Source organism: Xanthobacter sp. 126 (assembly GCF_000526175.1).
Taxonomy (GTDB): domain Bacteria; phylum Pseudomonadota; class Alphaproteobacteria; order Rhizobiales; family Xanthobacteraceae; genus Xanthobacter; species Xanthobacter aminoxidans.
Genome location: NZ_JAFO01000001.1, coordinates 3,754,922 through 3,774,482, shown reverse-complemented (window position 1 = coordinate 3,774,482; position 19,561 = coordinate 3,754,922). Strand labels below are relative to the sequence as shown.

Here is a 19,561-nt window from a genome sequence, read left to right as displayed (position 1 = left end):
GCTCAGCCGATCGCCAGCACCGCTTCCGCATCCAGCACGCCGCCGGCGCCGCCGGTGACGGCCTCTTCCAGCCCCTTCGCCTCCACCGCCAGGTTCTCCGCGAAGAAGCGCGCCACCGCGATGCGGGCGGCGAGGCGGGGATCGGTGGCGCCGCCGGCGCGCTCGGCATAGGCGGCGAGGGCGGTGCGGGCGAGGAAGGCGCCGCCGGCCGCGCGGGCATAGAGCCTGAGATAGGGGGTCGCGGCGGCCAGCGCCTTGGCCGGTTCGTCGGCGACGCGATCCAGCATCACCCGCGTCGCCCGGCCGAGCGCATCCACCGCCTCGGCGAGGCGCGGGCCGGCATGGCCGAAGTCGGGCGCGTTGAGGGCGGAGACCTCCTCGGCCGTCTCGCGATAGTCGGCGATGAGCGCGTTCACCACGTCGCCGCCTTCCTGGGTCAGCTTGCGGGTGACGAGATCGATGGCCTGGATGCCGTTGGTGCCCTCGTAGATGGCGAAGATGCGGGCATCGCGCAGATGCTGGGCGGCGCCCGTCTCCTCCACATAGCCCATGCCGCCATGCACCTGGATGCCCAGCGACGACACCTCGATGCCGGCATCGGTGGAGAAGGCCTTGGCCACCGGGGTCAGCAGGCTCGCCTCGGCCAGCGCGGCGGCGCGGGCGATGGGGTCGGGCAGGAGGCGCGAGCGGTCCAGCGCGTCGGCGGTCTTGAGGCACAGCGCGCGGGCGGCGTCGGTCTCGGCGCGCATGGTCAGCAGCATGCGCTTCACGTCCGGATGGGCGATGATGGGGGCGGAGCCCTCCACGCCCGGCGCCTTGCCCTGCTTGCGATCCTTCGCATAGGCGAAGGCGCGCTGGGTGGCGCGCTCGGCCACCGCCACGCCCTGCACGCCCACCGCGAGGCGGGCGTTGTTCATCATGGTGAACATGCAGGCCAGGCCGCGGTTCTCCTCGCCCACGAGGTAGCCGATGGCGCCTTCGCCCTTCTCGCCGAATGTCATGGTGCAGGTGGGCGAGCCGTGCAGGCCCAGCTTGTGCTCGATGCCGGCGCAGACCACGTCGTTGTGCGCGCCGAGGCTGCCGTCTTCGTTCACCAGGAACTTCGGCACCACGAACAGGGAGATGCCCCGGGTGCCGGCGGGCGCGTCCGGCAGGCGGGCGAGCACCAGGTGGACGATGTTCTCGGCGATGTCGTGCTCGCCGTAGGTGATGAAGATCTTGGTGCCGAAGATGCGGTAGCTGCCGTCCGCCTGCTTCACCGCCTTGCTGCGCAACGCGGCGAGATCCGAGCCCGCCTGCGGCTCGGTGAGGTTCATGGTTCCGGTCCAGGTGCCGGCCACCATCTTGGGCAGGAAGGTGTGCTGGAGCGCGGCCGTGCCGTGGGCGGTGAGCGCCTCGACGGCGCCGAGGGTCAGCACCCCGCAGATGCCGAAGGCCGGGGAGGCGGAATTCCAGAATTCGGTGAGCGCGGAGGTGACGGAGGTGGGCAGGTTCTGGCCGCCGAACTCCTCCTCGGCCGCGACGCCGCACCAGCCGGCCTCGGTCCAGGCCTCATAGGCGGCGCGCATGCCTTCCGGCGTCGTCACGGCGCCGTCCTTGATGGTGCAACCCTGTTTGTCCGCCACGCGGTCGAAGGGGGCGACGACGGAGCCGGCGAACTTGCCGGCCTCGTCGAGCACGGCGTCCACCACGTCGAAGGAGAGGTCGACGAGGCCCTGGGCCATCAGGTCGGGGAGCGAGGTGGAGGTCTTGAGGAAATAGGAGATCTCTTCCACCGGCGCGCGATAGCTCACGGAACCCTCCCTTGAGGTTTTGGGGCGCCGGCTTGACCGCTCCCGGCGGGCGCGCTCTAAGCACGGCGATTGCCGGTCTCCCACATCGCGGCGCCGGCCTCTTACGTCAAGAGGCGTGCCCTGACCCATTGGTCGGGGGCGCGGGTTTCAAGCCATGGCCGTGACCGCTCCCGAAGGCTCCACCCGGCTCCTCGACGCCCATATGCCGGGCGACGTGGAGGCGGCCGCGCGGCTGCTGGCGGCGGGCGGGCTGGTGGCCTTCCCGACCGAGACGGTCTACGGCCTCGGCACCGATGCCGCGAACCCGGATGCGGTGGCCGCCCTCTATGCCGCCAAGGGCCGCCCGGCCTTCAACCCGCTCATCGCCCACACCGCGGATGCTGCCGCTGCCCGCCGCCTCGGCGCCTTCAACGCGGACGCGGCGCTTCTGGCCGCGCGCTTCTGGCCCGGACCGCTGACTCTGGTGGTGCCGTTCGCCGGCGGGGCCGGCGTGTGCGACCTCGCCCGCGCCGGGCTCGACACGGTGGCGCTCCGGGTGCCGTCCCATCCCGATGCGCGGGCGCTGCTCGCGGCCTTCGGCGGTGCGGTGGTGGCACCCAGCGCCAACCGCTCCGGCCATGTCTCCCCCACCGAGGCCGGCCATGTGATGGACGACCTCTCCGGCCGCATCCATGCGGTGCTGGATGGCGGGCCGACGCCGGTGGGCGTCGAATCGACCATCGTGGACTGCACCGGCGCCGATCCCGTGCTGCTGCGTCCCGGCGGGCTCGCGCGGGAGGAGATCGAGGCGGCGCTGGGCCGGCCCTTGCTGCTCCCCGTCTCGCACAGCGATGCCGCGCCCTTGGCTCCCGGCCGCCTCGCCTCCCATTACGCGCCGCGCGCCGCGCTGCGGCTCGATGCCAGCGAGGTGATGCCCGGCGAAGCGCTCCTCACCTTCGCCGGCGCCCGTCCGCCGGGCATCGCGCGCGCGGCTGTTGTCCTCGACCTCAGCCCCGCTGGCAGCCTCACCGAGGCCGCCGCCCGGCTCTATGGCGCCCTGCGCAGCCTCGATGCGGCGGGCGTTGACGCCATCGCCGTCGTTCCCCTGCCGCGGGACGGGCTCGGCGAAGCCATCGCCGACCGCCTCGCCCGCGCCGCCGCCCCCCGACCCTCCCAGAGCGAGTTGCCGCAATGACCACCCAGACGCTCGATGTCGACGGCCTCACCATCGCCATCGGCCACGCCTCCGACGCCGACACTGAGGCGCTGGCCGCGCTGTGGGAGCGGGCGGGCCTGACCCGGCCGTGGAACGATCCCCATGCCGACATTGCGCTCGCCCGGCGCGGGCCGCATTCCACCATTCTGGTGGCGCGGGACGGCGGTCGCATTCTCGGCTCCGCCATGGTGGGCCACGACGGACACCGGGGCTGGGTCTATTACCTCGCGGTGGAGCCGGACCTGCAGGGCCGGGGCCTCGGCCGGGCGCTGCTGCGCGCGGCGGAGGACTGGCTGCGCGCCCGCGCCGTCCCCAAGCTCATGCTCCTCGTGCGCCCGGACAACGAGAAGGTGCGCGGCTTCTATGCCGCCGAGGGCTATGTGGAGGAGCCGCGCATCGTGTTTTCCCGCCGCCTGGACGGGAATTGAAGAAGGGTTATCCGGCCCGCGCCGCACCCAAAGGGATGAGGCCATTGGGGCGCGGCGCGGCAATAGTCTTGATCCGGCGCAACATCCTCCCGGTGCTGCTGGAATATGGTATGGCACAATAAAGAAACTAAAGATTGCGCCAAGGGAGGGCGTTCCCATCCATGTCCACGCTGCTCGTCACCCATCCCGCTGGTCTCAGCCACGCAACGCCTGCCGGTCACCCCGAGCGCGCTGACCGGCTCCGCGTGCTGGATCGCATCTTCGAGCAGGAGAAGTTCGCCCACCTCGTGCGCGATCTCGCGCCGCGCGGCGAGCGGGAGGACATCATCCGGGTGCATCCGGCGGACTTCGTGGACGCCATGGGCGAGGCCGTGCCGCAGGAAGGGCTGGTGCGCATCGATTCCGACACCATCCTATCGCCGGGCAGTTGGGAAGCCGCCCTGCGCGCGGTGGGCGGCGCTTGCTTCGCGGTGGACGAGGTGATGGACGGCAAGGTCACCAACGCGTTCGTCGCCATGCGCCCGCCGGGCCACCATTGCGAGACGCGCAAGCCCATGGGCTTCTGCCTGATGAATCAGGTGGCCATCGCCGCCCGCCATGCGCAGGCGAAATACGGCCTGCAGCGCGTCGCCATCGTGGATTTCGACGTGCATCACGGCAACGGCACGCAGGACATCTTCTGGGCCGACGACAGCGTGCTCTACTGCTCCACCCACGAGATGCCGCTCTATCCCGGCACGGGCGCGCAGGGAGAGACGGGGGCGGTGAACACCATCGTCAATGCCCCGTTGCGCTCCGGCGACGACGGCGCGGTGTTCAAGGAGGCGATGGAGACGCGCATCCTGCCGCGCCTCACCTCGTTCGCGCCAGACCTGATCCTGATCTCGGCCGGCTTCGACGCGCACGTGCGCGATCCGCTCGCCTCGCTGCGCCTCGTGGACACCGATTTCGGCTGGATCACGCGCCGGCTGATGGAGATCGCCGACCAGAAGTGCGCGGGCCGCGTGGTCTCGCTGCTGGAAGGTGGCTACGACCTCGAAGGCCTCGCCACCTCCGCCGCCGCCCACGTTACCGCGCTGATGCACGGCTGAGGCGGACCCGGACAAAAGGCCCGGGAGCTTGGCTCACGGGCCTTTGGCCAAGCCCACGCGGCGATTGAGCGAAGGCAACGCAAAAAGCCCACGCGGTGCCTGAGCGCAGGGGCGGGGCCCCGCGCGTCTACTGCCGGTAGTGCTGGATGCGCGTGGTGCGCAGGCCCGGCAGGCCGTGGCGGTCGATGGAGGCCTGCCACGAGAGGAATTCGTCCACGGTGAGGGTGTAGCGCTTGCAGGCTTCCTCAAGCGAGAGAAGCCCGCCGCGCACGGCTGCCACCACCTCCGCCTTGCGGCGGATGACCCAGCGCCGCGTATCCGGCGGCGGCAGGTCGGCGACGGTCAGGGGTCCCCCGTCCGGCCCGATCACATATTTGACCCTCGGCCGATAGGCATCGGTCATGTCTACGCACCTGCTACTCAAACCAACTTCGATGAAGATGGCAGGTGCCAATGAAGACTTTGCTAAAGCACGGAAATAAAAGGATTTTTACTTCTGTTAACGGGGGCTGAACAGGACCTTCCCGAAGCGTAAACACACGGTCACGCTTTCGCATTTTGCGAGGCGGGCAAGTTTTCGGGGCAGAATGTTGAAAAGAAAGGCGGCTCGGGCGGTGCCACAGTGCTGCGGCGGCACGGAGCGGGGCCGGAGATTCAGCACTTGTTCAGCTGTCTTAATGGATCACGAAGTAATGATTGGGGGGGCAGCGTGCACCAAGCGTGCGCCGCAATCGACGCAATATGCGCTTTGTCATGCCCGGCCTTGTGCCGGGCATCCACGTCGTGCCGATAGTGCTGGCGCGGGAGGACAGCTCCAGCCCCAACGACGTGGATGGCCGGGACAAGCCCGGCGATGACGGCGGTTTTGGGACGGTCCGCCCGGCTCAGGGCGGGACATGCCGCCCTATCGGTCCTTAAGCCTAAGACGCACCCGTCCGTCCGCTCACATAGGCGCGCCAGCCGCCCAGTGCGGTGATCTCCTCCGCCTCAGTCACCGCATGGGCCTCGCACAGGAAGCCGGGCACTTCCGAGCCGTCCTCCAGCCGCAGTTTGCCCACCCCCAGCGGGGCGGGGATGGCGGCGACGAAGCGGCCGAAGGCGGCGGGCGCCAGCGCCCACACCTCCACCTCCAGCCCCGGCCCTGAAAAGCCGGGGGCGCGCACCACGCCGGGCTTGCGGGGCGTCGTGTCGGGCAGCACGAAGAGCCGATAGTCCGGCGCGGTGCGGCAGCTCTTCACCAGCACGCCGCCGGCGCCGGTCAATTCGCCGTTGAGGGGCATGCCCGTGAGGTGCGCGCCCACCACGGCGATGGGCACCGCATCCGGCGGGAGAGAGGCGCGAGCGCCGCTGAGCGGGGTCTCGTTGGTCATCTTGGTCCTCACACGGTTTCGAGCACGCAGACCACATCGCCCGAGCGGACGGTGCGGCCCGGCGCGGCGCGGATCTCTCGGACGCGGCCGGCGGCGTGGGCGGTGATGGAAATCTCCATTTTCATGCTCTCGATGATGGCGATGGTGTCGCCCGCGGCGACCACCGCTTCCTCTTCCACCAGCACCTTCCAGACATTGCCCGGCACGTTGGCGGAAACCCCGAAGCAGCCGTCTGGCATCTCGCCCTCGCCCAGCATCCCGGCGCCGTCCTCGACGACGAACGAGTCCAGCCCCTCCGCTTTCCAGCGCGCCCGCTCCGCCTCGAAGGCGGCCTGCTGGCGCGCCTTGCCGGCGGCGATGGCGCCGGAATTGGCGGCAAGGTTCGCCGCATAGTCCGCATAGGAAAAGCGGCTGTCCTCGATGCGCACGGGATAGGCCCCGTGCGGAAAGGCGGCGCGCGCCTCCATCAGCTCCTGATGGGAGACGTAGAAGAAGCGGATCTCGTCGAAGAAGCGCAGCAGCCAGGGATTCTCGCGGAAGGCGGGCGTCTTGCGCCAGGTGTTCCACATCTGGATGGTGCGGCCGAAGAGCTGGTAGCCGCCCGGCCCCTCCATGCCATAGATGCACATATAGGCGCCGCCGATGCCCACGGCGTTTTCCGGCGTCCAGGTGCGGGCCGGATTGTACTTGGTGGTCACGAGGCGGTGGCGCGGATCGATGGGGGTCGCCACCGGCGCGCCGAGATAGACATCGCCGAGGCCGAGCACCTGATAACTGGCGCCGAAGATGATGTCCTTCACCGCCTGCTCGTTCTCAAGCCCGTTGATGCGGCGGATGAACTCGATGTTGTCGGGGCACCACGGCGCGTTGGGCCGCACCAGCTCCTGATACTTGCGCATGGCGAGTTCCGCCTGCGGGTCGTTCCAGGAGAGCGGCAGGTGGACGATGCGGCTCGGCACCACCACGTCCTCGGCCGCCGGCAGGCCTTTCTCGATCTCCGCGAGGGCATCGAGCAGCTTGGTGCGGGGCAGGCTCGTCCCGTCATAATGGATCTGGAGGGAGCGGATGCCGGGGGTGAGGTCGATGAGGCCGGGGAGCTTGGCCTGTTGCACGGCCTGCGCCATCAGATGCGCGCGCAGGCGCAAGGCGACGTCGAGATGCATGTCGCCGAACTCGACCAGCAAATTGTCGTCGCCCTGCCGGCGGTAGACCACGCGCACCGGCCCGTCCTCATGGATGGCGAGGATGGGGGAGGAGGTCTCCTCCGGCGCGCCGATGAGGGCGGGGCCGGCGATGGGGTCCTCCGGCCGGGGCAGCGGCACGAAGCGGACGCGGTCGCCGGGCTTCAATTGCCCCATTTTCCACTGCTCGTCGCGGGCGATCACCGCCGGGCAGACGAAGCCGCCGAGCGAGGGGCCGTCCGGGCCGAGGATGATGGGCATGTCGCCGGTGAAATCTATGGCGCCGATGGCATAGGCGTTGTCGTGGAGGTTGGAGGGGTGGAGCCCCGCCTCCCCGCCGTCCGTGCGCGCCCAGCGGGGCGTCGGCCCCATCAGGCGCACGCCGGTGCGGGCGCTGTTGAAATGCACCTCGTAGGTGGCGCTGAACAGGTCCGCGATATCCTCCGGCTGGAAGAAGTCCGGCGCGCCATGGGGGCCGTAGAGCACGCCGATCTCCCACTCGCGCGTCAGCGGAGCGGGAGGGGGCACCGTTTCGGCCGGCGCGGTGGGGCGGGCGGATGCGGGGGCGAGGTGCAGCGCATCGCCCGCCTTCAGCGTGCCGGTGGCATGGCCGCCGAACTGGCCCAGCGCGAAGGTCGCCCGCGAGCCCAGCACTTCCGGCGCCTGAAAGGCCCCGGCGACGGCGAGATAAGCCCGCTGGCCGGCGCCCTCGATGGTGCCGATGGCGAGCATCTGGCCCGCCCTTACGGGGAAGGCGGCATCGTGCGGCGCGGGCGCGCCGTCGAGCCTGGCCGGCATGTGGGCGCCGGAGATGGCCACCATCGCATCGTCATGGAAGCGCAGGGTCGGTCCGTTGACGGTCATTTCCAGCGCGCAGGCGGTCTCTTGATTGCCCACGAGGGCATTGGCGCGGCGGAAGGAATGTTCGTCCATGGGGCCGGAGGGCGGCACGCCCACGTGCCACAGATTGAGCCGCCCCGGCAGTTCCTGAAGGCTCGATTGGGCGCCGGGGACGACGACTTCCACGCTGGTGGGCCGGAAGGCGAAGTCCTTCAGCGCCGTGGTCGCCACCTTGCCGGAGGCGAGGAGATCGGACGCGGCGATGGCGGAGAGATACTGAAGGTTCGTCTCGATGCCGCAGATGGAGGTCTCGGCGAGCGCCTTCTGCAACGCCGCGATGGCGCCGGGGCGGTCGTCGGCCTTGACGATCACCTTGGCGAGCATGGGATCGTAATAAGGCGTCACCTCCGTGCCGGTCTCGATCCAGCCGTCGATGCGCGCCCACGAGGGGAACTTCACCTCGGTGAGCAGGCCGGCGGAGGGCTGGAAATTGGCGTGGGGGATTTCCGCATAGACGCGCACCTCCATGGCCGCGCCCTTCGGCGTGAGCGGGCCAGCGGAGGCGATGGGGTCTTCGCCCGCCGCCTGGCGGATCATCCATTCCACGAGGTCGATGCCGAACACCGCCTCGGTGACGGGATGTTCCACCTGCAGGCGGGTGTTGACCTCAAGGAAGTAGAATTCCTGCCGCGCCGGGTCGTAGATGAACTCCACGGTGCCGGCGCTCTCATACTTCACGCTCTCGCCGAGCTGGACGGCGGCGGCATGGAGGCGGGCGCGCACGGCGTCGGAGAGGAGGGGGGCGGGGGTCTCCTCCACCACCTTCTGGTTCCGCCGCTGGAGCGAGCAGTCGCGCTCGCCCAGCGCCACCACGCGGCCCTTGCCGTCGCCGAAGATCTGCACTTCCACGTGGCGCGCTTCCGAGACGAAGCGCTCCAGATAGACGCGGGCATCGCCGAAGGAGGCGCGGGCCGTGCGCTGGACACGCTCGAACACGTCCTTCAGCTCTTCCGGCGTGTGGCATAGCTGCATGCCGATGCCGCCGCCGCCGGCGGTGGATTTCAGCATCACCGGATAGGTGATGGCCTCCGCAGCCGCCAATGCCTCTTCCGCGCTGTCGAGGAGGTCGGTGCCCGGCAGCAGCGGCACGCCGCTCGCCTTGGCCAGCTCGCGCGCCGTGTGCTTGAGACCGAAGGCTTCCAGATGCTCGGGCTTCGGCCCGATGAAGGCGATCCCTTCTTCCGCGAGGCGGCGGGCGAAGCGCACATTCTCGGACAGGAAGCCGTAGCCGGGATGCACCGCCTGCGCGCCCGTCGCCTTGCAGGCGGCGATGACGGCATCGACGTTGAGATAGCTCTCGGCGGCTGGCGCCGGGCCGAGGCGGACGGCCTCGTCCGCCTCCAGCACGCCGCGGGTGAAGCGGTCGGCGTCCGAGTGGACGGCCACGGACCTGATGCCCATGGCCCGCGCGGTGCGGATGACCCGCCGCGCGATCTCGCCACGATTGGCGATGAGGATTTTCGAGAACATCGCCCTCAATCCTCCGCGCCGAACACGAGCACCTGGATGGGCGTCGGGTTGAAGCCGTTGCAGGGATTGTTGATCTGAGGGCAGTTGGAGATGACGAGGAGCACGTCCATCTCCGCGCACAGCTCCACATAGTCGCCGGGGCCGGAAATGCCGTCCACGATGGCGAGTTCGCCCGTGGGCTCCACCGGCACGTTCATGAAGAAGTTGATGTTGGGCACGATGTCCCGCTTCGTCATGCCGTGCTTCGACACCTCGAGCACGAAATTCTCGCGGCAGGCGTGCAGATACTTCACCTGATGGCCGAAGCGCACCGTGTTCGCCTCGCACGAGCAGGCGCCCGCCGAGGTGTCGTGCCGGCCGCAGGTGTCGGCCGTCACGGTCGCCATCACATTACCTTCGCTGGAGATCAGCTTCGTGCCGGTGGACACATAGGCCGAGCCTTGTACGCGCAGCGTATCCTGCGAGGAATAGCGCTCGGAAAAGTCGTCGGCCTTGTAGAACAGCGTATCCACCGCCTGCTGGCCTTCGAGATCGACGATGCGCACGCTCTCGCCGGCCTTCACGAGGCAGGAGAAGGGGGCGTTGGCGGGGACGAAGTAATCGCGCAGAGCGGAAGACGCATCGCGGACGGGAGAAGCAAAGAACTTGGTCATGTCGTCCTCCCTCAGCGCGCATTGTTCTCGAAGCCGCGGACGGCCTCGATGGTGGCGGTGCGGCACAGATCATCCGCGGCGGGGGCGGGCACCTGGAAGCGGATGGCCTCCACCGGAGGCGGGGCATAGTCCGGCGCGGGGTCGAGCGGGTGCGGGCAGTTGGAGAGGGCGACGATGAGGTCCATCTCCGCGCGCAAATCCACGAAATCGCCCTGCTGGCGGGCGTCCTCGATCCAGCGGAAATTGCCGTCCGCGTCCGTGCGCACGGGGGCGAAGAAGGTGAGGGCGGGGGGGATGTCGCGCTTGTCGAGGCCGAGCTTCAGCGCTTCAAGGATGAAGTTGTCCCGCGTGTTGCGCAGCACTGTCTCGCCATAGCGCGCGCGGTTGGAGGCGGGGGTGGAGCCGCCGACCATCGCGTCGTGCATGCCGGTGGTGTCCTCGACCATGGAGAACATCACCCGGCCCATGTCGGAGAACAGCACGCGGCCCTTTCCGAGGGCAGAGGTCCACTGCACCTTCACCGTGTCGGCATAGTTCAGCCGCTCGGAGGCGTCGGTGGCCGACCACGCGATCATGGAGACCGCCGCCGGCCCGTGCGCCAGATGGATGCGCAGGGCCTCGCCGGCCTTGAGCGGGGTGGACCAGTACCAGCCGCCGGGAATGGTCTCCGTGTGCAGCACCGCGCCGGGCATGATGGCTGCCGAGCCGCGCAGGGTGGGGCCGGGCAGGGCCTTGGGCGCGTGCTGCTGGCCGGCCGCCTTCAATTCCTCGTAGCGGCGCTTGTTCTCTTCGATGAAGGTCTGGGTTTCGACGCTGACGGTCATGGCTGTCTCCTCAAGCCGTCTTCAGCGCCGGGTCGTCCCGGCCGGTGCCCGAGGGAATGGCCGGGTCGTCCCGGCCGGGGGCGGTGGATTTGAGCTTCAGCTGACCCGCGATTCTCTTGGGCCAGACCTCGATGTCCTTGGCGATGGTGGCGCCGTAGCGGGCCTTTTCCTCCGGCCGGTTGCGGCGGCGCTCGAAGGCGATGATGCGGGTGGCGAGGGTGAAGGCCTCCTTGAGGTCGTGCGTCACCATCACAACCGTCATCTCGCACTCGTTCCACAGCTTGAGCATCAGCTGGTGGATGTCGGCGCGGATGCCGGGGTCGAGCGCGCCGAACGGCTCGTCCAGCAGCAGGATCTTGGGCTTGCGCATGATGGCCTGCGCCAGCGCGAGGCGCTGCTGCATGCCGCCGGAGAGGGCGGCGGGATATTTGTCCTCCGCGCCCTTCAGGCCGACCTCCTCGATGAGGGCGCGGGCCTCGCCCTCGGCCTGCCGGCGGCGGGCGCCGAACAGGCGGCCGGTGAGGGGGGCTTCCGCCATCTCGGCGGAGAGCAGCACGTTGCCGAGCACGGTCAGGTGGGGGAACACCGAATAGCGCTGGAAGACGACGCCCCGGTCGGCGCCCGGCTCGCGGGCGATGGGCTTGCCATCGACCAGCACCACGCCCCGTGTCACGGTTTCCTCGGAGAGGAGGATGCGCAGGAAGGTGGTCTTGCCGCAGCCGGAGGGGCCGACAAGGGCGATGAAGGAGCGCGGCGCGAAATCGAGGGAGATGTCCTCCAGCACGATCTGCTCGCCATATTCCTTCCAGAGATGGCGCACGGAAATGGCGGTCATTTCGCGGCTCCGAACCAGGGGAAGAGGGCGCGGCGGGCGCGGGCGAGGCTGAAATCCATGGCCACGGCGATGAGGGTGATCCACGCCACGTAGGGCAGGATCACATCCATGGCGAGATAGCGCCGCACCAGGAAGATGCGATAGCCGAGGCCTGAATCCGAGGCGATGGCTTCCGCCGCGATGAGGAAGAGGAAGGCCGGGCCCAGCGACAGGCGCAGCCCGTCCATGAGGCGCGGCAAAATCTGCGGCAGCACCACGCGCACCATCATCTGCCAAGTGGAGGCGCCGAGCGTCTGCGCCTTGATCATCTGCTCGCGCGGCAGCTCCTCCACCCGCATGGCGAGGTCGCGCACGAGATAGGGCGCAATCCCGATGGTGATGAGGGCGATCTTGGATTCCTCGCCCAGCCCCATGACGATGAACAGGATGGGCAGAAGCGCCAGCGGCGGCACCATGGAGACCATGGCCACGAACGGCGCCAGCAGCGACCGCACGAGGGGCAGCATGCCCACGAGCACGCCGATGACGAGGGCGATGACGGTGGCGATCGCCAGCGCAGCCAGCAGCCGTTCCATGCTGGCGATCGTGTCGGTCCACAACAGGTAGTCGCCGGTGCGGGCATCGGCGGTGAATGCCATCTTCACGATGGCATTGCCGAGGGAGGGGAGGCTCGGCAGCAGCTTGTCGTCCGGGTTCTCCGCAAGGCGCTCCGCCGAGCCGAGGATGTAGGCGAGGACGACCAGTGCGAACGGGAGGACGGCAAGGAACAGCGCCGTTCCCCGATCCGGCCTGATATTGATGAGGCGCATCAGCGCTGCTCCTGAAGGGTGGGAAGGGGCGGGGCGCGGGTCGTTATCCGACCGCGCCGTCATGCCCCGGCTTGTCCGGGGCATCCACTTGTCCGCCTATAGGGTTCGTGGGTGTCGGAGAGCCGACCTGCGGGGCCGTGGATCCCCCGGACAAGCCGGGGGATGACAGCTTGGCTGATTGCTCTCGACGCGCCCCCTCTGCCGCCAGGGAAGAGGGGCGCTTCAGCCCCTCACAGCTTCCCGTCGGCCACCATCGCCATCCAGGTGTCGGTGAAGCGCAGCTTCACGTTCTTGGCGTCGCCGAGCACCTTGCCGCCGGGCAGCTCGATGCCGATGGCGTCGGCGGACTTGGCGCCGGAGCCGAGCAGCTCCTTCTCGAACAGGAACTTGCGCACGCGGTCCATGGTGGTGCCCACATCCGGCGAGCGCACGAAGGCCACCGCCTCGGGCGCCTTGGCAAACAGCTTGGTGGCGGCGAGCTGGCTGTCGAAGCCGGCGAGGTCGGTGCCGGAGGCCTTGCCCATGGCCTCGCGCGCCGCCTTGCCTTCCGGCGTGTCGGCGGTGAAGAGGGTGGTCGTGTCGTACCAGATGCCCACCAGCGCCTTGGCGAAGTCCGGGTTGTCCTTCAGCACGGCGGTGTTGGCGACGAGGAGGTCCATGATCTCGCCGGGGATCTTGGAGGAATCGAACACCGCGTGGGCGTTCTTGTCGGTGAGGATTTCCGACACCAGCGGGTTCCAGGTGACCACCGCCGTGACCGCCTTGGTCTTGTAGGCGGCGACCATGTCGGCATCCGAGGTGTTCACCACCTTCACGTCGCGCTCCTTGAGCTTGATGCTCTCAAGCGCGCGGGCGAGCAGATAGTGGGAGACCGAGAATTCGACGAGGTTGACCTTCTGGCCCTTGATGGCGGCGAGGTCCTTCTTGCCCTTCAGGATCACGGCGTCATTGCCGTTGGAGAAGTCGCCGACGATGACGGCGGTGGTGTCCACGCCGCCGGCGGCGGGCACGGAGAGGGCATCCATGTTGGTCACGGTCAGGGCGTCGAAGGCGCCGGCCGTGTACTGGTTGATGCTCTCCACATAATCGTTGAACTGCACCACATCGATCTTGATGCCGTACTTGTCGGCCCACTTCTTCACGATGCCGGTGTCGTTGGCGTAGCCCCAGGGCATCCAGCCCACATAGATCGACCAGGCGACCTTGAATTCCTTCTTCGGCGCGGCTTGCGCCGGGCCGGCGCCGAGCGCGAGGCCGGCGATCGCCGCGAGGCCGAAAGCCCCCGCGAGCGCGGATTTCATACGATGAAGTTTGGACGAAACCGGAGTGCGCATTCAAATTCCCCTTCGCTTCGACGAATTGGGAATTGGCGAGACCAGTGCCGCCAATTCCTTGGCCACTGAGGTCTCCCGGGCTTTTATCCCGCCGTGCACCCGCGCCGGATGTCTCCCGTCGCGGTGGCAGCTCTCGGACCAGCGCATCTTTTGAATGCCGGAACCCTAGCCACCAACTCGACCTGGATAAAAGCAACCGGCGTGCCACATGGCGGGTCGTTGTTTTTCAACGGCTTGTGCAGATGAACTTCGGAATGGCTGCGCCTCGGCTGGGCACGGGCGGTCTAATTATTATGCAAAATGGCTGCATCACGCGCCACTTGCATACAGATGCGCGGCACAGTAGTGCCGCGCCGCCGGAGCGGCCGGAGATCGTCCGGGTCCGCGCGGGTTATGCAGCGCGGCCTTCTGCATGAGCGCTCGCCAATCGTGTCTGCCTCAGGTAATCGCCATGGGGAAACCGGAGGCGGACTGATGCGGGGATTGGTGGGGCTGGCGGCGGCGGTGGTCGTGTTCGCGGCGCTCTACGTGACGGGCGCGCTGCTGGCGCCTGTTGTCTTCGCGCTGTTCGTCATCGCCGTGGTGCATCCTCTTCTGGCGCGGCTGGAGGCGAAGCTGCCCAAGATGGTGGCCGTGCTCGGCACGCTCCTCATCACGCTGGCGGTGGTGGGCGCGGTGTCCTCGGTGGTGGTGTGGGGCTTCAGCCACGTCGCGACCTGGGTGTTCCAGAACGCCGCCCGCTTCCAGACGCTCTATGGCCAGGCGGCGGTCTGGCTGGAAGGCCACGGCTTCGTCCTCGCGGGTCTGTGGGCCGAGCATTTCGACGTACGCTGGCTGCTGCGCGTCTTCCAGGATCTGTCCGGCCGACTGCAGGGCATGGCGAGCTTCCTCGTCTTCACCTTCATCTATGTGCTGCTGGGCCTGCTCGAAGTGGAGGCGATGAAGAGCCAGGTCAAGCGCCTCTCCCGCTCCGGCCGCGCGCCCTTCCTCGCCCCGGCGCTGGCCGACATCGCCCGCAAGATGCAGACCTACATGGCGGTGCGCACGCTCATGAGCATCGCCACCGGCGCGGTGGTGTGGGCCTTCACCCTCACCGCCGGGCTGGAACTGGCGCTGGCCTGGGGCGCCATCGCCTTCGCGCTGAACTACATCCCCTTCATCGGCCCGTTCGTGGCGACGCTGCTGCCCACGCTCTTCGCCCTCGCCCAGTTCGAGAGCTGGGAGATGGCGGTGTTCGTGTTCGTGTGCCTCAACATCATCCAGTTCCTGTCGGGCAGCTATCTGGAGCCGCGCCTCGCCGGCAAGGCGCTGTCGGTGTCGCCGGTGCTGGTGCTGCTGGCGGTGTTCTTCTTCGCCTTCCTGTGGGGCATTGCCGGCGCCTTCATCGGCGTGCCGATCCTGATTGCCGGCCTCACCTTGTGCGCCCACCATCCCGACACGCGCTTTGTGGCGGATCTGTTCTCCGGCCGGGTGGCGACCGAGGAGGCGGGGCAGGCGTGACCTGCCGGGGGGAGGGGAGGCGAGGGGTTCCCTAGGGCTGACGGAACCGCGCGCGGATGCGGCGCTCCAGCTCGTCGCGCACGTTCCGGTAGGCCTCCAGCCGCTGCTCGCGGTTGCCGCCTTCGCCGGTGGGGTCGGGGGTGGGCCAGTATTCCACCTTGAGGGCGTTGGTGCGGGTCAGCTCCAGCGCGCGGTGGTGGGCGTCGGGCGACAGCGAGATGGCGAGGTCGAAATTGAGCCCCTCGTATTCCTCGAGGTCTTCGACGCTCTGCGGCCGGTGCTTCTTCACGTCGAGGCCGATCTCGTCCATCACCGCCGTGACGAAGGGGTCGGGATCACCCGCGATCACCCCGGCCGAGCCCACATAGATGGATTTGCCGAACAGATGCCGGGCGAGCGCGGACGCCATCACCGAGCGCACCACGTTCTGCCCGCACATGAAGAGAACCGATTGCGGCCGCGCTGAGCGCTGGGACGCCGCAGGGGGCTCCATCGCCGGTCAGCCTTTCCAGTGCAGGGCGCAGACGAGGGTGAACAGGCGGCGGGCGGTGTCGAAATCCACCACCACCTTGCCGTTGAGGCGTTCCTGAAGCAGCGTCGATCCCTCGTTGTGAAGGCCGCGCCGGCCCATGTCGATGGCCTCGATCTGGCTCGGCGAGGCGGTGCGGATGGCGTTGTAATAGCTCTCGCAGATCAGGAAATAGTCCTTCACCACCTTGCGAAGGGGGGTCAAAGAGAGATGGTGCTGCACCACCTGCTCGCCGCTCTCGCGCTTGATGTCCAGCACGAGACGGTTGTCGGCCAGCGAGATGAAGAGCTGGTAGGGCCCCTCGCCGGGATCGCCGCAGGGCATGAAGCTGTTGTCTTCGATGAGGTCCCAGATGGCCGTGGCGCGCTCGTGCTCGATGTCCGGGCTGCCGCCGTGGCCGATGGAGGCTTCGTCGAGGGTCACGGCGCTGAGCCGGGCCGAGGGCTTTGTCTCCGCCTTGTTGCTCATCGCTATTTCCCCGTCATCTGTTGGTGCGGATGGAGACGGACCGCCCGTGCGCGTCGAGCCGCTCCACGGCGGCAAGGCGCACGGCGGCCGGCCCGAGCTTTTCCAGCGCGTCGGCATCGAGCTTGAGGATCGACGTGCGCTTCATGAAGTCCAGCACGCCGAGGCCGGAGGAGAAGCGGGCCGAGCGGGCCGTGGGGAGCACGTGGTTGGTGCCGCCCACATAGTCGCCGATGGCTTCCGGGGTCCAGGCGCCGATGAAGATGGCGCCGGCGTGCCGCACCTGAGCGGCCAGCGCGTCGGCATCCGCCGCGTGGATTTCCAGATGCTCGGGGGCGATGCGGTCCACCAGCGGGATGGCGTCGGCGAGGCTGTCCACCAGGAAGATGGCGCCGTGGTCGCGCCAGGAGGCGGAGGCGATCTCGGCGCGGGGCAGGGTGGCGAGCATCCCCTCCACCGCCTTCTCCACCGCACCCGCCAGTTCGGGCGAGGAGGTGATGAGGATGGACTGGGCGGCGGTGTCGTGCTCCGCCTGGGCGAGGAGGTCGGCGGCGATGAAGTCCGCGCTCGCATCGCCGTCGGCAAGGATCAGCACCTCGGAGGGGCCGGCGACCATGTCGATGCCGACCTTGCCGAACACCTGCCGCTTGGCCGCCGCCACGAAGGCGTTGCCCGGGCCGACGATCTTGTCCACCGGGCGGATGGTTTCGGTGCCATATGCCAAAGCGGCCACCGCCTGCGCTCCGCCCACACGATAGACCTCATGCACGCCGGCGAGCCGCGCGGCGGCGAGCACCAGCGGTGCGATCACGCCGTCCGGCGCCGGCACCACCATGACGATGCGCGGCACGCCCGCCACCTGCGCGGGCACGGCATTCATCAGCACGGAGGAGGGATAGGCCGCCGTGCCGCCGGGCACGTAGAGGCCCACGGCATCCACGCTGGTCCAGCGATGGCCGAGGGTGACGCCGGCGGCGTCCACATAGGTCTCGTCCGACGGCTTCTGGCGGGCGTGGTGCGATTCGATGCGGGCTTTGGCGAACTCCAGCGCCGCGCGGGTCTCTTCCGGGATGGAGGCGAGCGCCGCGTCCAGCTCGGCGTCGCTCACCTTGATGCCCAGCGCGTCGAGGTCCACCCGGTCGAAGGTGCGGGAGAGGTCCACCAGCGCCCGGTCGCCGCGGGCACGGACGTCGGCGATGATGGCGGACACCTTGTCCTGCACGTCCACGGACGCCTCGCGCTTGGAGCCGAGGAATTCGATGAAGCGCTCGGGAAAGTCGGACTGGCTGATGGTGAGGCGGATCGGCATGCCGCCTTGCTAGAGCAGGTTCGCGCGCGAGGGAAGCCCCAAGCGGTGCGGCAGCATTTGCCGCGCAACGGCGCGCCGGCCGGGCCTGTCTCCCTGCGGCGGAGCGTCAGCCGCCGAAGCGGCCGGCGGTGGCGAAGGCCTCCTGCGGCCAGAGCGGGCGGGCGAACAGGTAGCCCTGCCCCAGCTCGCAGCCCTCGCTCAACAGGAAATCGGCCTCCTCGCGGGTTTCGACGCCCTCGGCGACGGTGGTCAGCTCCAGCGCCCGGCCGAGGCTGAGCATGGAGGCGATGATCTTGCAGCTCTGGGCCTCTGTGGCGATGCGCCGCGTGAAGGAGCGGTCGATCTTGATCTTGTCGATGGGCAGCTCGTTCAGGTGGCGCAGGCTGGAGAAGCCGGTGCCGAAATCGTCGAGGGAGATGCGCACCCCCGCCTCCTTGAGCGCGACCAGCGTCTTGCGGGCCGCCTCGAAGTCCGCCAGCAGGCCGGTCTCGGTGATTTCAAGCTCGATCTGCCCCGGCGGGATCTTCATCTGCTCCAGAAGGGCCAGGGTGCGGTCCGGCAGGTGCGGGTCCACCAGTTGAACCGGAGACAGGTTCACGGCCACCGTCCGCGGCGTTTTCCATGTGGCGAGGTCGTCGCCCGCCCGGCGCAGCATGGCGGTAAAGAGGAGGTCGATCAGGCCCTCGTCTTCGGCGATGGGGATGAATTCGGCGGGGCCGAGGAGGCCGCGCGTGGGGTGCTGCCAGCGCGCCAGCGCCTCGAACCCCACCGTCTCGCCCGTCTTGAGGCAGACCACGGGCTGGTACTGGGCCACGATCTCGCCGGCCTCGAGGCCGTGCCGCAACTCGGCTTCCAGGCTCCGGCGCTCCCGCCCGCGGGCGTCGAGGCCGGAATCGTAGAGTGCATAGCAGTCCTTGCCGGCGCTCTTGGCCTGCCGCAGCGCCTTTTCCGCCGATTGCAGGAGCACCGTCGCCGACGATCCGTCGCGGGGATACTTGCTGATGCCGATGCTGGCAGTGATGTCCACCTGGGTACCGTTGCAGTCGAACGGCTCGCGCAGCCGCGACAGGATGCGGCTCGCCAGCCGGAACAGCTCTTCGGTCTCGTCCGACCCCATGGGGAACAGGATGGCGAACTCGCCGCTGCCGAGCCGGGCGACCATGCCGCCCCGGTGCGGCACCGAGACCAGCCGCGCCGCCAGCTGGCGCAGGAGATCGTCGCCGGCGCCATGCCCGTGTGTCTCGTTGACCGAACGCAGTAGGTCCACATCGACCACGAGGAGGGCGAGGCGCGAGCTTTTGTGCCAGGCCTCTTTCAGCTCGCGGCCGAACTCCGACTGGAATTGCAGGCGGTTGGCGATACCGGTCAGGCCGTCGAAGGCGGAGGCGTCGTCCACCAGCTTCTGGGTCTGCCGCTGCCGGACGATCAGCCTGCGCAACTGGCGCTCGCGGACGATCAGGATCGCGATGAGCGCGCCGGTCGCAACGATCCACGCGGCGAACAGCTCGTCGAGATGCCAGGCGTCATGCGCCTCGCCGATGAAAAAGACGGAGTGGATGAGATCGACCTGCAGGATGGCGAGAAATACTGCGATGGCTGTTACTATTATACTTCCGTAGATCAGGATCCAACGCCGCGGCAATGTCGAAACCGACGCTGTATTTAAAGATCGAAACGACATAGCGGCGCGAACTGCGATCCTCTGCCGGGGGGAATCCGGCCCTCTGACCGATTTTTGCGACGTTAATACGTCCGGGGGAAAGGATCGGATCCGCTCTGCCATGCGGACGCGTCCCAAACGGGCGATTCAGATCGCGATACAACGCAGAAAGGCCGCCGGATAGGGGCGGCCTCGGGTGGTCGCGATCCTGGTTA

16 protein-coding genes, 1 pseudogene and 1 riboswitch are annotated in these 19,561 nt (G+C 68.6%); of the genes and pseudogenes, 4 read left to right on the top strand and 13 right to left on the bottom strand.

Going from position 1 to position 19,561, the window contains the following annotated elements; all coding sequences use genetic code 11:
• Positions 1 to 2: 2 nt before the first annotated feature.
• Positions 3 to 1,793 (bottom strand): acyl-CoA dehydrogenase, encoded by a 1,791-nt coding sequence (locus XAN126_RS0117960; protein ID WP_024279966.1) that lies wholly within the window; start codon positions 1,791 to 1,793, stop codon positions 3 to 5.
• A gap of 154 nt (positions 1,794 to 1,947) precedes the next feature.
• On the opposite strand from XAN126_RS0117960, the gene XAN126_RS0117955 reads away from it, so the two are divergent.
• The 3 genes from XAN126_RS0117955 (at position 1,948) to XAN126_RS0117945 (ending at position 4,507) form a co-directional block, all read left to right on the top strand.
• Positions 1,948 to 2,967, top strand: a complete 1,020-nt coding sequence (locus XAN126_RS0117955) for an L-threonylcarbamoyladenylate synthase (RefSeq protein WP_029877349.1) — start codon at positions 1,948 to 1,950, stop codon at positions 2,965 to 2,967.
• The gene (locus XAN126_RS0117950) at positions 2,964 to 3,416 is read left to right on the top strand and encodes a GNAT family acetyltransferase (protein WP_024279964.1); all 453 of its coding nucleotides are present in this window, start codon (positions 2,964 to 2,966) and stop codon (positions 3,414 to 3,416) included. The genes XAN126_RS0117955 and XAN126_RS0117950 overlap by 4 nt, the downstream gene beginning before the upstream one ends.
• 161 nt (positions 3,417 to 3,577) lie before the next feature.
• Entirely contained in the window at positions 3,578 to 4,507 is a 930-nt protein-coding gene (locus XAN126_RS0117945; RefSeq protein WP_024279963.1) for a histone deacetylase family protein, read from the top strand.
• 127 nt (positions 4,508 to 4,634) lie between these two features.
• On the opposite strand, the gene XAN126_RS0117940 is transcribed toward XAN126_RS0117945, so the two are convergent.
• The 8 genes and pseudogenes from XAN126_RS0117940 to XAN126_RS0117900 all read right to left on the bottom strand — a co-directional run bounded on the left by XAN126_RS0117940 (position 4,635) and on the right by XAN126_RS0117900 (position 13,850).
• Positions 4,635 to 4,910, bottom strand: a complete 276-nt coding sequence (locus XAN126_RS0117940; protein WP_024279962.1) for a DUF1153 domain-containing protein — start codon at positions 4,908 to 4,910, stop codon at positions 4,635 to 4,637.
• Positions 4,911 to 5,427: 517 nt separating this feature from the next.
• Positions 5,428 to 5,817 (bottom strand): annotated as a pseudogene (locus tag XAN126_RS0117930) (amidase); the annotation flags it as partial.
• Between the two features lie 68 nt (positions 5,818 to 5,885).
• Positions 5,886 to 9,428 (bottom strand): urea carboxylase, encoded by a 3,543-nt coding sequence (gene uca, locus XAN126_RS0117925; RefSeq protein WP_024279960.1) that lies wholly within the window; start codon positions 9,426 to 9,428, stop codon positions 5,886 to 5,888.
• Between the two features lie 5 nt (positions 9,429 to 9,433).
• Entirely contained in the window at positions 9,434 to 10,081 is a 648-nt protein-coding gene (locus tag XAN126_RS0117920; RefSeq protein ID WP_024279959.1) for an urea amidolyase associated protein UAAP2, read from the bottom strand.
• 11 nt (positions 10,082 to 10,092) lie between these two features.
• A complete protein-coding gene (locus tag XAN126_RS0117915) occupies positions 10,093 to 10,905 on the bottom strand; it encodes an urea amidolyase associated protein UAAP1 (protein ID WP_024279958.1) in 813 nt (270 codons plus the stop codon).
• Positions 10,906 to 10,915: 10 nt separating this feature from the next.
• On the bottom strand, positions 10,916 to 11,740 hold the full coding sequence (locus XAN126_RS0117910) for an ABC transporter ATP-binding protein (RefSeq protein ID WP_024279957.1): 825 nt from the start codon (positions 11,738 to 11,740) through the stop codon (positions 10,916 to 10,918).
• Positions 11,737 to 12,549 (bottom strand): ABC transporter permease, encoded by an 813-nt coding sequence (locus XAN126_RS0117905; RefSeq protein WP_024279956.1) that lies wholly within the window; start codon positions 12,547 to 12,549, stop codon positions 11,737 to 11,739. Before XAN126_RS0117905 ends, XAN126_RS0117910 begins: the two co-directional genes overlap by 4 nt.
• A 230-nt stretch (positions 12,550 to 12,779) precedes the next feature.
• Positions 12,780 to 13,850, bottom strand: coding sequence for a putative urea ABC transporter substrate-binding protein (locus XAN126_RS0117900; protein ID WP_029877347.1), 1,071 nt, complete (start codon positions 13,848 to 13,850; stop codon positions 12,780 to 12,782).
• Between the two features lie 103 nt (positions 13,851 to 13,953).
• Positions 13,954 to 14,063: riboswitch (guanidine-I (ykkC/yxkD leader) on the bottom strand.
• A 294-nt stretch (positions 14,064 to 14,357) separates the two neighbouring features.
• Between XAN126_RS0117900 and XAN126_RS0117895 the strand changes: the two genes are divergently transcribed.
• The gene (locus tag XAN126_RS0117895; protein ID WP_024279954.1) at positions 14,358 to 15,383 is read left to right on the top strand and encodes an AI-2E family transporter; all 1,026 of its coding nucleotides are present in this window, start codon (positions 14,358 to 14,360) and stop codon (positions 15,381 to 15,383) included.
• Positions 15,384 to 15,414: 31 nt separating this feature from the next.
• Here the strand turns inward: XAN126_RS0117895 and XAN126_RS0117890 are convergent, their stop codons facing one another.
• The 4 genes from XAN126_RS0117890 to XAN126_RS0117875 form a co-directional block, all read right to left on the bottom strand.
• On the bottom strand, positions 15,415 to 15,876 hold the full coding sequence (locus XAN126_RS0117890; protein WP_024279953.1) for an arsenate reductase ArsC: 462 nt from the start codon (positions 15,874 to 15,876) through the stop codon (positions 15,415 to 15,417).
• A gap of 6 nt (positions 15,877 to 15,882) precedes the next feature.
• A complete protein-coding gene (locus XAN126_RS0117885; RefSeq protein ID WP_024279952.1) occupies positions 15,883 to 16,380 on the bottom strand; it encodes a UPF0262 family protein in 498 nt (165 codons plus the stop codon).
• Positions 16,381 to 16,393: 13 nt separating this feature from the next.
• Complete coding sequence (gene hisD / locus XAN126_RS0117880; protein ID WP_024279951.1) at positions 16,394 to 17,686, bottom strand: histidinol dehydrogenase; 1,293 nt, start codon at positions 17,684 to 17,686, stop codon at positions 16,394 to 16,396.
• Positions 17,687 to 17,792: 106 nt separating this feature from the next.
• A complete protein-coding gene (locus XAN126_RS0117875; protein ID WP_024279950.1) occupies positions 17,793 to 19,328 on the bottom strand; it encodes an EAL domain-containing protein in 1,536 nt (511 codons plus the stop codon).
• Positions 19,329 to 19,561: the final 233 nt, after the last annotated feature.